The 13176-nt window shown below is 35.6% G+C and carries 7 protein-coding genes; 6 read left to right on the top strand and 1 reads right to left on the bottom strand.

Annotated features, from left to right (window positions below; genetic code table 11):
- Window positions 1–9: 9 nt before the first annotated feature.
- Window positions 10–2922: a SusC/RagA family TonB-linked outer membrane protein gene (locus P163_RS04110; RefSeq protein ID WP_034887969.1), complete on the bottom strand. Its 2913-nt coding sequence runs from the start codon at window positions 2920–2922 to the stop codon at window positions 10–12.
- 214 nt (window positions 2923–3136) lie between these two features.
- Here P163_RS04110 and P163_RS04115 point away from each other — a divergent pair, with 214 nt between their 5' ends.
- The 6 genes from P163_RS04115 (at window position 3137) to P163_RS04140 (ending at window position 13175) form a co-directional block, all read left to right on the top strand.
- Window positions 3137–4156 (top strand): LacI family DNA-binding transcriptional regulator, encoded by a 1020-nt coding sequence (locus tag P163_RS04115; protein ID WP_034887970.1) that lies wholly within the window; start codon window positions 3137–3139, stop codon window positions 4154–4156.
- A 132-nt stretch (window positions 4157–4288) separates the two neighbouring features.
- Window positions 4289–5809, top strand: coding sequence for an MFS transporter (locus tag P163_RS04120; protein ID WP_034887972.1), 1521 nt, complete (start codon window positions 4289–4291; stop codon window positions 5807–5809).
- Window positions 5799–6458, top strand: a complete 660-nt coding sequence (gene pgmB, locus P163_RS04125) for a beta-phosphoglucomutase (protein ID WP_034887973.1) — start codon at window positions 5799–5801, stop codon at window positions 6456–6458. Before P163_RS04120 ends, pgmB begins: the two co-directional genes overlap by 11 nt.
- A 3-nt stretch (window positions 6459–6461) precedes the next feature.
- Window positions 6462–8768, top strand: coding sequence for a glycoside hydrolase family 65 protein (locus P163_RS04130; protein WP_034887975.1), 2307 nt, complete (start codon window positions 6462–6464; stop codon window positions 8766–8768).
- Window positions 8769–8889: 121 nt separating this feature from the next.
- A complete protein-coding gene (locus P163_RS04135) occupies window positions 8890–10746 on the top strand; it encodes a glycoside hydrolase family 13 protein (protein WP_034887976.1) in 1857 nt (618 codons plus the stop codon).
- A 17-nt stretch (window positions 10747–10763) separates the two neighbouring features.
- Window positions 10764–13175 (top strand): TIM-barrel domain-containing protein, encoded by a 2412-nt coding sequence (locus P163_RS04140; protein WP_231556153.1) that lies wholly within the window; start codon window positions 10764–10766, stop codon window positions 13173–13175.
- Window position 13176 lies beyond the last annotated feature (1 nt).

The raw sequence follows: 13176 nt of genomic DNA on the forward strand, positions 1-13176 counted from the left end.
ATTCTATTATTAGAAGTTCAGATTTACACCAACAGTAAAAGTTCTAGGTCTAGGGTAGAAGTTATTATCTATTCCTCCATCTATTTCTGGATCAAGACCTTCGTAATCTGTAATTGTCAAAACATTTTGTACAGTTCCGTAAATTCTAAGATTAGATGCTTCCATAATGTTATCAAAAGTATGTCCTAAAGTTATGTTGTCTAACTTAAAGAAAGATGCCTCTTGTACATAATAGTCACTCTGTAAATTGGTTTCTGTAATGTTTTGAAATCCTGCATTATAATAATCTGTATGCAGGTTAGTTAAAATGTTATTAGCAGTTGCTCTATTTAAATGAGCTCTACTAGAGGCCATGTTGTTGTATGCATAATTACCAAGGTTTGCTCTAGAAACGATAGATAGATCCCAATTCTTAAAATTAAGATTGGTGTTTAATCCCATTGTAATATCTGCGTTAGGGTCTTTATATAAATACTTGTCATCATCATTAATTTGATTATCGCCATTTCTATCTACATAAGCGCCTTCAATTGGGTTGCCAGCTTCATTGTAAACTTGTTTATAAACCCAGTAACTAAATGGTGCAAAACCTTCTTTATGTAATTGAACGTTGTTTCCGGTACCACCACTAATTCCACCTTTTTCTACCTGATCTGGCAGATTTGTAATTTCATTTTCATTGTAAGCAATGTTATATCCAATGCTCCAAGTAAAATCGTCTGTTCTTACAGGCACTACATTAAGTTCAAATTCTAAACCTTTGTTCTCCATATCTCCAATATTCTTGTCGATACCATTAGAGAAGTTAGTGAAAGGATCTATAGTTACAAAGCTAATTAGATCTTCTGTCTTCTTGTAATAAGCGTTTACAGAACCGGAAATTCTATTTTCAAATAGCGAGTAATCTATACCTGCATTCAGAGTTTTACCAACTTCCCATCTAAGATCTTCATTATAAGCTTCTGGACGGTAGGTTTGGAAATATCCAGATCCAAATTGATAGTTTGCATTAGATCTACTACCTGTGTATTTAGTTAAGAAATTATAATCCCCTAAACCATTTACGTTTCCTATCTCTCCATAACCAACTCTTAATTTTAATTGATTAATTGTATTAGAATTGAAGAAATCTTCATTTACCACATTCCATGCAACTGCAAAAGAAGGAAAATATCCCCAACGATCGTCTGGATTTAATTTTGAAGATGCATCTGCTCTAAGTGTGGCAGTTAGTAAATATCTATCGTCATAGTTGTAGTTAGCTCTACCGAAGTAAGACAATAATGTGCTTCTCCACTTATCTATAAATTCAAAATCGTTACCATCTTCCTGAGCTTCGCTATCAAAGCTATAGTTATCATTTTCAAAACTCTGGTAAGAGTATCCTGCAACTGCAGAAATAGAGTGCTCGTTTATGTCTTTTGAATACGTTAAATACGCATCAAATAATTTATTGGTAGAATTATTCACAAAATTTGAATAAGAACCATTCCAGTCTAATTGTGAAGAAGGCAATTGATCTGAAACGATCTTTCTACCATGGCTATTTGTTTTGTCATAACCTACATTTACAGTAGCTGTAAGATCTGGGAAGAAATGCAATTTGTAATCTACCTTCGCATTTCCAATTAATCTTCTAACTTCTGCAGTATCATCTATTAAATTTAATAATGCAACCGGGTTAGTAGGGGCTAAACTATTTTGAACACCATCAGAATTTAACCATGTAAAGTAACCTCCAAAAGGAGAGTTAGCATCGTATATAGATTGAGTAGGATCATAATCTACAGAACTTCCAATAGCTCCACGATCTGCAAATGTATTCTCTGTATACATTCCACGGCCATTAACTTCTACTTTTATATGGCCATCCATAAATGAAGGACGTAAACTTACAGAACCTGTTGTTCTAGAAAAGTTGTCACCTCGTAAAATACCGTCTTGATCTGTATACCCAATACTTGCACGGGTTGGCATAAAACCTCCAATATTTCCGGTAGTACTTAAGCTATGATCAAAACCAATAGCCTCTGTATAAATTTGTTCCTGCCAGTTAGTATTGCTAGAACCTAGTTTCTCAATATCAGATGGAGCTCCATTCTCATTGATTAAGGATCTAAATTGATCTGCATCCATTACATCTACATAATCTGTAGGACGGAAAATACTGGTAGTTCCAGAATAGTTGAATTTAAATTCTTGACCTGTTCCTCTTTTAGTAGTTATTAATATTACTCCGTTTGCAGCTCTTGCTCCATATATTGCAGTAGAAGATGCATCTTTAAGAACGGTCATGCTTTCAATATCGCTAGGGTTAATAAAATCTAGTGCGTTTCTAGATCCACCTGCGTTATCATTACTTAATGGAACTCCATCAACAACAAATAATGGAGAGCTGTTTAAGGATAAAGATCCCTGCCCACGAATAATGATCTTCTGACCTTCACCAGGAGCACCACCACCAGAAGTTACATTAACCCCGGCTATCTTACCCGTAATTAATTCTCCCGCGGTACTAATTTGACCCTTGTTAAAATCTTCTGTAGATACTTGGCTAACGGCGCCGGTAGCATCTTTTCTTCTTACAGAACCATAACCTACAAGAACAACTTCATCTAAAGCGTTCTGACTTTCGTCTAGCGTTATGTTAATTGTTTTTTGTCCAGTAAAAGGAACTTCTTTTGCCGTAAATCCAAGAAAAGAAAACACTAAAACGTTTTCGTTACTAACGTTAGTTAAGGTATAATTACCATCAAAATCGGTAACTGTTCCATTTGAGGTACCCTTTACGATAATGTTAACTCCCGGAATAGGTATTCCGTTAGAAGTTTCCGTTACAGTACCTGTTACGGTTTGTTGGGCAAAAAAGCTCATTGGCAGCAAAAACAGCAGATACAACGTGCTTTTAAATAATTTTTTCATAAATGATTTTGTTAGTTTGACTAAAAATTAACTTTATATTTCCACTTCCAGTTGTTAAAAGTATGTAAATTTTAGGTCAACTTTTGGGTCATTTCAGCTATTGGCACAACGCAAACGTTTTCGTGTTGAAAACTTTTGTAAATTAACGATCAAGCAGATTTTTTATGATAATTTTACTGAAAATTGAATTTGCCGTCCTAAGAATAATAATTCTATGAAAAGAAAATTAACCTTAAAACAAATCGCCAAAGAATTAGACGTCTCTATTTCTACAGTTTCTAAGGCTTTGAGAGATAGTGCAGAAATTAGTGAGGATACTAGAAAAAAGATTAAGGCCTTTGCTAAACTATATAATTACAAGCCTAACAATATCGCCTTAAGCTTAAAGAATAGGAAATCCAAGACCATAGGGGTGATTATTCCGGAGATCGTGCATCATTTCTTTACCACCGTAATTAGCGGTATTGAGCAAGTTGCAAATGAAAAAGGATATCATGTTATTATATGTATGTCTAATAATTCTTTTGATAAAGAAGTTATAAATATGGAACTTCTGGCTAATGGAAGTACCGATGGTTTTATAATATCTGTGGCCAAAGAAACCCAGCAGAAGCAAGACTATCATCACTTAAATGAGGTAATTAACCAAGGGATGCCGTTGGTAATGTTTGATAGGGTGATTGATGAAATATATTGTGACAAGGTGATAATAGATGATTTAAATGGTGCAAAAAAAGCTGTTCAGAAATTGATAGATCTGGGTTGTAAAAGAATAGGATTGTTAACTACCGTAGATTATGTAAGTGTTGGAAAATTAAGAACAGAAGGTTACCAAAAGGCGCTGCAGGAGAATAATATCGAGGTCGATGAAGATTTGATCTTAAAGGTAGATAACTTTGATCTAAGTGAGAATGAGATCCAAGAATTTCTGAAGGAAAAAAATATGGATGGCCTTTTTGCCGTGAACGAACATTTTGCGATCTATGCCATTAAATCTTTCCAAGAAAATGGATTGAAGGTGCCAGAAGATGTGAAGGTAATTGGGTTTACTGATGGGGAACTATCTAAAAGGTTCATTCCTAGCTTAACAACCGTAAATCAGCATGGGGCAGAAATGGGAGCGCAGGCAGCCAGAATTCTAATAAGAAAATTAGAAAATCAAGATGATGAGGAGCATTATCAAACAGTTATAGTAGAAACTGGACTTGTGGAACGTACTTCTACAAAAATTTAATTTAACATTGGAGTTTTAAAAAAATATATATCTTTACCAACTTTAATACCTCTCAAAACTGATATTTTCACTTCCTGATTATATGTTTTGACGAGTCTAGTGCTTGTCGTAATAGTAAATTAAACTTACGATATGCAAAAACGCACCCTTAGTTTTTGGGAGATCTGGAACATGAGTTTCGGTTTCCTGGGTATACAATTTGGTTTTGCGCTTCAAAACGCAAACACCTCCCGAATTTTTGAAACTTTAGGCGCCAATGTAGAGGATATTCCTATACTATGGATCGCCGCGCCGGTTACAGGATTGATCATTCAGCCTATTATAGGATACTTTAGTGATCGTACTTGGACCAAATTAGGTAGGAGAAGACCCTACTTTTTAATTGGTGCAATTTTATCCTCTCTGGCACTATTTATCATGCCAAATTCTCCAACTTTATGGGTTGCAGCCGGAACATTATGGATGATGGATGCCTCTATAAATATCTCTATGGAGCCATTTCGTGCTTTTGTAGGTGATAATTTACCAGAAAGGCAACGTACTCTAGGGTTTTCCATGCAAAGTTTCTTTATAGGAATTGGTGCTGTGGTTGGCTCTTTATTACCTTATATGTTTACCAACTGGTTTGGTGTAAGCAACACAGCTCCAGAAGGTATCATTCCAGATTCTGTTAAATGGTCTTTCTACGTGGGTGGTATAGTTTTCTTCCTAGCAGTACTTTGGACGGTTATTAAATCTAAAGAATATTCTCCGGCAGAGCTTGCAGCTTTTGAGAAGTCTCATAAAGAGCAAAATCCAGCTCGAGTAGAGCCTGTTATAGATAAAGCAAAGAACATTAAAGTACAGTTTATGTCTGGTCTTGGAATGACCATCTTGGGAACTGTAGTTTCTGCTTTTATCTATTATGAAAAATATACAAAAGAACTTTATATCTTATTTATAGGTCTCATTATAATAGGTCTATTATTTATGATAGTTTCTCAATTACGTAAGAATAATACGAGAAACGGATTCACAATTATTATTACAGACATGTTAAACATGCCATCTGCTATGAAGCAACTGGCGTGGGTGCAATTCTTTTCATGGTTTGCACTATTCTCCATGTGGATCTATACCACGCAGGCCGTAACCGGACATGTTTTTGGAACAAGAGACACTACCTCAGAACTTTATAATGATGCGGCAGATTGGGTAACAGTAATGTTTACTGTTTATAATGGAGTTGCAGCAGCAGTAGCATTTTTGTTACCGGTACTGGCTAGAAGAACAAGTAATAAATTCACACACATGCTGGCACTTTGTGCAGGAGGATTAGGGCTTATTTCTATCTATTTTCTTTCAGATAAAATAGGACTGTTAATGGCCATGGTGGGAGTTGGAATTGCATGGGCGAGTATTTTGTCTATACCATATGCCATGCTTTCAGGATCACTACCTTCAGCAAAAATGGGTTACTATATGGGAGTTTTTAACTTCTTTATTGTAATTCCGCAAATAGTTGCAGCAACCATATTAGGATTTTTAGTTAAAGAACTTTTCAATAACGAGCCAATCTATGCGCTAATTATAGGAGGAGTTTCTATGATTGTAGCAGGATTATTAACATTAAGAGTAAAAACTCAACGTAAAATTAATATAAGTGAGCAATAGTAAAGGAGTCATTTTTGACCTGGACGGGGTAATTGTAGATACTGCAAAATTTCATTTTTTGGCTTGGCGAAAGCTAGCAAATGATCTTGGATTTGATATCACAGAAACCCAAAACGAAGAGCTTAAAGGAGTAAGCCGAGTGAAATCTTTAGAAATAATCTTGGGCTGGGGTGGCGTAACACTTACCGAAGACGAATTTATGGAACAAATGGCGATGAAGAATGATAATTATCTTTCTTATATCTCTGGAATGACTAAAAGTGACATTCTGCCAGGCGTTTCTGAAATCATTGATTTTTTAAAAGAAAATGATATTCCAATTGCTTTAGGCTCTGCTAGTAAGAATGCAAGGAATATATTAGAAAAAGTAGGCTTGTATCAAAGTTTTGATGCTATAGTTGATGGGAACGATGTAAGCAAAGCAAAACCTAATCCTGAAGTTTTCCTTAGTGCAGCAGATCAGTTAAATGTTGCACCTGAAAACTGTGTAGTTTTTGAAGATTCGGTTGCCGGAATTCAGGCTGCAAATTTAGCTAAAATGACAAGTATTGGAATTGGTGAAGAAGCTGTTTTAAATGAAGCCGATCACGTTTTTACCGATTTCACAGAAATTGAAATAGATTTTATTAAAAAATTAGTTACCAAGTAAGCGATGAATCAAGATTATATAAAACCGGATAGCTGGTCTATCATTGAAGAAGGATTTGAGAAAGGACGGGTGAAATCTTCAGAAAGTCTTTTTAGTATTGGAAATGGAGCCATGGGGCAACGTGCCAATTTCGAAGAATCTTATACAGGTTCTTCTTTTCAGGGAAGTTACATAGCTGGTATTTATTACCCAGATAAGACAAAAGTTGGCTGGTGGAAAAATGGATATCCGGAATATTTCGCAAAAGTATTGAATGCTCCAAACTGGATTGGGATAGATGTTGAAATTGAAGGTGAGGCTTTAGATCTTAATACGTGTAAAAGTATTGAAGATTTCCGCAGAGAATTGAACATGAAAGAAGGATGGTTAAAACGTAGTTTTGTGGCTACCCTTCCAAATGATATAAAAATTAAAGTAACTGCTACCAGATTCCTGTCTATGGAATTGGATGAGTTAGGAGCTATAGACTATAATGTAGAACTTTTAAGCGGGAAAGCGAAGATCGTTTTCAAACCTTATTTAGACAGCGGAATTAGTAATACCGATGCTAACTGGGAAGAACGTTTCTGGAAAACGGTAGCGATAAAAGAAGAAGGTCATCAGGCTTTTATTACATCTCAAACGCTTAAAACTGAGTTTTTGGCGTGTACGTATATGCAGTCTGAAATTTTTGTGAATGAAGAGAAAGTTCAAGCAGACTTCAATTCTAAACAAGAAGAAAACAAAATAGAATTCTCTTATGCTGTTTTTGCTGAAAAAGGGGACACAGTAAAGATCCGTAAATATGCGGGTTATGTTACAGACATGAATCATGAGAAAAATGGGTTGGTAGATGCAGCTAAAAATGTGCTTGCTACTGCCTTAGATCATGGTTTTGACGCTTTGTTGCAAATGCAAAAAGAAACCTGGGCTAAGATCTGGGAAATGGCAGATATTTCTATTGAAGGAGATGTAAAAGCACAACAGGGAATTAGATTCAACATCTTTCAGCTAAATCAAACTTATTCTGGTAAAGATGAACGTCTTAATATTGGACCAAAAGGATTTACCGGAGAAAAATATGGTGGAAGCACCTATTGGGATACGGAGGCTTATTGTATTCCATTCTACATGGCTACAAAAGATCAGCAGGTTGCAAGAAACTTATTAACGTACAGATACAATCACCTTCAAAAAGCTATTGAAAATGCAGAAAAATTAGGCTTTACTAATGGCGCTGCTTTATATCCAATGGTTACTATGAACGGGGAAGAAAGTCATAACGAGTGGGAGATCACCTTTGAGGAGATTCACCGTAACGGTTCTATGGTATTCGCAATTTACAATTATGTGCGCTATACAGGAGATTTTGATTACATCCCAGAAAAAGGTTTAGAAGTAATGATTGCTGTGGCTCGTTTCTGGCAGCAACGTGCAAACTTCAGCAAAGCGAAGAATAAATTTGTGATCCTTGGAGTTACCGGGCCTAACGAATATGAAAATAACGTGAACAATAACTGGTATACCAACTATTTAGCAAAATGGTGTATCGAGTATTGTATGCAAATGATAGACAAGGTAAAATCTGGTCATAAAATAGATTATGATCGAATTATGGGGCATACCAATCTTTCAGATTCTGAATTAATGGAATGGAAGGATGTGGCTGAAAATATGTATTTCCCATATTCAGAAGAAAAAGGAGTTTTCTTACAACAAGATGGTTTCTTAGATAAAGAGATCATTCCTGTGGAAGATCTAGATCCTAAAATGCGCCCGATAAACCAAACATGGAGTTGGGATAGAATTTTGAGATCTTGTTATATTAAACAAGCAGATGTATTGCAAGGTTTCTATTTCTTTGAAGATCATTTTAAAGAAAATGAGTTAGAAAAACATTTCGATTTTTATGAGCCATTAACCGTTCATGAATCTTCTCTTTCTCCTTGTGTACACAGTATTCAGGCTGCGAAATTGGGAAGAATGGCCCAGGCATATGAGTTTTACGTTCGTACTTCTAGATTAGATCTTGATGATTATAACAACGAGGTAAAAGAAGGGTGTCATATTACAAGTATGGCGGGAACTTGGATGAGCATTGTAGAAGGTTTTGGTGGAATGAGAATCGTAGACGATAAGCTTTCCTTCAACCCAAGAATTCCAGAAGAGTGGAAAGGCTATTCTTTTAAAGTGAATTTTAGAAATCAGATCTTAAAGATCAAGGTAGCGGCAGATAAAACTACTTTCAGTTTAGAAGGAGAGGAGGCTATTAAGATCTTGGTAAAAGATAGGTTGGTAGAAGTCATTCCAAATGAATTGATCACCGTTTAAAAAATTAATAAATATTGAGAGATCCGGAAAGCACATATTGCATTTTAGTTGGAAGATATCTTCTTTAACATTTAAATGTATTGCGCTCTCTGGATCTTTTATTTCTTAGAATATCGAATTTATGAGAGTATCTAACCTTTTATTTTTAGTCTTTTTAGTCTTTTTAGTTTGCGGATTTTCTGTGAACGCGCAAATAGATCATATGGAACCGCCATTTTGGTGGTCTGGAATGCAACAAAATGAATTGCAGATCATGTTCCACGGGAAAGATATCGCCCAATATGATGTAGCTGTGAGCAATGATGTTGTGATCAACGGCATTACAAAAACCGAAAACCCAAACTACGTTTTTGTAACCTTAGATTTGAAAGATGTAGCAGCAGGAACATTAAAAATCGATTTTAAGAAAAAAGGGAAAGTGACTTTCAGCAAGAATTATGAAGTAAAGGAGCGTCGTGAAAGTTCAGCTTTACGTCAAGGTTTTGATGCTAGTGATGTTATGTATCTCATCATGCCAGACAGGTTTGCAAATGGAGATCCTAAAAATGATTCTTCCAAAGAAATGTTGGAAAAAGCAGATCGTGAGAATTTAGGAGGGAGACATGGAGGAGATATTCAGGGAATTATAGATCATTTAGATTATATAGAAGAATTAGGAGCTACAGCATTGTGGAGTACCCCGTTATTAGAAGATGATGATCCTACATATTCTTATCATACCTACGCGCAAAGCGATGTTTACAACATCGATCCTCGTTATGGTACCAATGAAGATTACAAGCGTCTTTCCGCCGAAATGCATAAAAAAGATCTTAAACTTATTATGGATTATGTTACCAATCACTGGGGCGCAGAGCACTGGATGATAAAAGATCTTCCTACCTACACATGGATTCATCAGTTTCCGGGATACGCCAACTCTAATTACAGAATGACCACGCAAATGGATCAAAATGCTTCTGCAAGAGATCTGAGATATTGCGTAGATGGTTGGTTTACCAAGACAATGCCAGATCTAAATCAGAGCAATCCTTTAGTGACTACATATTTACTTCAAAATGCAATTTGGTGGATAGAGTATGCAGATCTAGACGGATTTAGAGTGGATACCTATTCTTATAATGACAAACAGGGAATTGCTGCATGGACGAAAGGAATTATGGATGAATATCCAAATTTCAATATCGTTGGGGAAGTTTGGATGCACGATCAGGCGCAGATCTCTTTTTGGCAAAAAGACAGCCCAATTAGCGCCATTCAAAGTTATAATTCTTACCTGCCTTCTGTGATGGATTTCACCTTGCATGATGCGTTAACCTCTATGTTTAATGAAGAAGATCAAGGTTGGGGAAATGGAATGATGAAAGCTTATGAGAATTTTGTAAATGATTTCTTGTATGCAGATATCGATAATATTTTAGTCTTTGCCGGAAATCATGATACCAACAGGATCAATCAGATCTATAATGGAAATCTTGATAAGTACAAATTGGCAATGACACTTGTTTTCACCACTAGAGGAATTCCTCAGGTATATTATGGTGATGAGTTAGGAATGATGGGAGACAAAGACTCTAAAGGAGATGGAGACATTCGTCGCGATTTTCCCGGAGGATGGCAAGGTGATAATGCAAGTGCTTTTACTCAAGCAGGAAGAACAGATAATCAGAATGATTTTTATTCTTTCACCAAGAAACTGTTGAATTATAGAAAGAATAAAGAAGTACTTCATTTTGGTGAATTGATGCAGTTCTTACCGGAAGACAATGTGTATGTGTATTTCAGATATAACGAGAAAGAAACGGTAATGGTGGTAATGAATAATAATTCTGAAGATAAAGAGATCTCATTAGATCGTTTTGCTGAAGGAATTAAAGATCATACTTCCGGAACAGATATTTTAACCGGAGAAGGAGTAGATCTTTCTGGGAAATTAAAGATCAATGCAAAATCACCGATGGTGATCGAGTTGAAGTAATTTTATAAAAATAAAATTTGAAAAATAAGCTAACATTCATAATCTCAAAACAGCTTTTTGTTGCTCTGTTTATAGGAATAATTTCCTTCTCATTACAGGCACAAAATCCTGACAGAAAATATCAAGCACATAAAGTAGAAGCTAATGTGATCACCATTTCTACCAACGATGGAGCATACCGGTTTATGCCTTTCACCAATGAGATAATGGAAACCTCTTTTATTCCAAAAGGTGAAAAGTACAATCCGGAATCTTTTGCGGTGATATTATCGTCTAAAAATGTGAAGGTAAATGTTTCTGAAGATGATAATTCATTAAAAATCGATACCGATGGCCTTGATGTTGTAATTACAAAAGCTCCATTTCAGGTAAGCTTTTATTTTGAAGGTGAAAAAGTGCTTTCAGAAAAAGCTGGTTATACCAAAACTGAAGAATATGAAAAATTAGACTTCAATTTAAATGAATCTGAAATGCTTTATGGAGGAGGAGCTCGTGCCTTGGGAATGAATAGAAGAGGCAACAGACTTAAACTATACAATCGTGCACATTATGGCTATACCACCAAATCTGAATTACTCAACTATACGCTTCCAATTGCTATTTCTTCAAAGAAATATTTGTTGCATTTTGATAATGCTCCTATTGGATATTTAGATTTGGACAGTGAGCACAACAATACGCTGACTTATGAGACAATAAGTGGCAGAAAGACCTATCAGGTAATTGTTGGAGAAACATGGCAAAATATTATTTCAAATTATACCTTATTAACAGGTCGCCAGCCAATGCCGCCTCGTTGGGCATTAGGTAATTTCTCGAGTAGATTTGGATATCACTCTCAGCAAGAAGTTTTGAATACCATTGAGAAATTTAAAAAAGACAGCATTCCGGTAGATGCTATTATTTTGGATCTGTTTTGGTTTGGTCATGATATTAAAGGCACCATGGGAAATCTCGAATTTGTAAAAGATTCTTTCCCGGAGCCTAAAAAGATGATTGCCAAATTACTTAATAAGGGCGTGAATACCATTTTAGTAACAGAACCATTTATATTAACAACGTCCAAAAAATGGGATAATGCGGTTGCTAAAAATGTATTAGGAACAGATTCTATTGGCCAACCTTTTAAATTTGATTTTTACTTTGGGAACACCGGTTTGGTAGATATTTTTAAACCGAAAGCGAGAGATTGGTTTTGGGATATTTATAAAGATCTTAAAAGTTATGGTGTAAAAGGTTGGTGGGGAGACCTGGGAGAACCAGAAGTTCATCCATCTAAATTGCAACACAGTATTGGCAGCGCAGACGAAGTTCATAATATCTACGGGCATTATTGGGCAAAACTTATCTATGATGGTTATAGAGAAGAATTTCCAAAAGAACGTCCGTTTATTTTAATGAGAGCAGGAGCAGCAGGGTCGCAACGATTTGGTTTGATTCCATGGTCTGGAGATGTGAGCAGAAGTTGGGGTGGGTTAAAACCACAACCGGAGATCTCTTTACAAATGGGACTTCAAGGGCTGGCTTATATGCATTCAGATCTTGGAGGTTTTGCTGGAGATCTGGAAGATAATGAGCTTTACACACGTTGGTTACAATATGGCGTTTTTCAACCCATTTTTCGTCCGCATGCGCAAGAAGCAGTAGCCTCAGAACCTGTATTTAAGAATGCTGAAACTAAAGCACTCGCTAAAAAATCTATTGAGTTGAGGTATCAATTATTGCCTTATAATTATACGCTCGCTTATCAAAACAGCAATTCTGGGTTGCCTTTAATGAGACCTTTATTCTTTGAAGAATCTGCAAATTATAAGCTTTATAGCATTTCTAACACTTATTTATGGGGGAATAATTTTTTGATCTCTCCGGTGGTTGAACCAAATGTTTCTGAAAAAGAGATCTATTTTCCGGCAACTTCTAATTGGTTCGATTTTTACACAGGACAACAATATAAGAAAGGAACAACTGCTGAAGTGCATTTAGAAAAAGATCATATTCCAACATTTGTAAGAGGTGGGTCTATCATTCCGATGGCTAAGCCTATGCAAAATACTACTGATTATAACGTTTCAGATCTTGATCTTCATTTTTATTATGATGCTGAAGCAAAAAAAAGCGAAGCTGAAGTTTATAATGATGATGGAAAAACTCCAAATGCGTTTAAAGATGGAGCTTATGAACTTTTGAAAATGAAGAGTAAGACTTCAGCAAGCGAGCTTGATATTGAAATTAAAAAAGAGTTAGGAGCAAATTTCAGATCAGAATTTAAGCATTTAGATATCATCATTCATAATATTTCAGCAAAACCAAAAGAATTAGATTTCAATGGGAAATCTCAAAAATTCAGCTGGAATGAGAACGCTAAAGAACTTAGTTTCAGAATAGAATTAGTCACAGAAAACTCCACGATCCATTTAAAATTCAATTAAT

It is taken from the genome of Gillisia sp. Hel_I_29, assembly GCF_000744275.1.
Classification (GTDB): domain Bacteria; phylum Bacteroidota; class Bacteroidia; order Flavobacteriales; family Flavobacteriaceae; genus Gillisia.

Coding starts and splice junctions, on each gene's coding strand:
- P163_RS04130 (WP_034887975.1), top strand. CDS start 6,462: ATGAATCAAGATTATATAAAACCGGATAGCTGGTCTATCATTGAAGAA.
- P163_RS04115 (WP_034887970.1), top strand. CDS start 3,137: ATGAAAAGAAAATTAACCTTAAAACAAATCGCCAAAGAATTAGACGTC.
- P163_RS04120 (WP_034887972.1), top strand. CDS start 4,289: ATGCAAAAACGCACCCTTAGTTTTTGGGAGATCTGGAACATGAGTTTC.
- P163_RS04135 (WP_034887976.1), top strand. CDS start 8,890: ATGAGAGTATCTAACCTTTTATTTTTAGTCTTTTTAGTCTTTTTAGTT.
- P163_RS04110 (WP_034887969.1), bottom strand. CDS start 2,922: ATGAAAAAATTATTTAAAAGCACGTTGTATCTGCTGTTTTTGCTGCCA.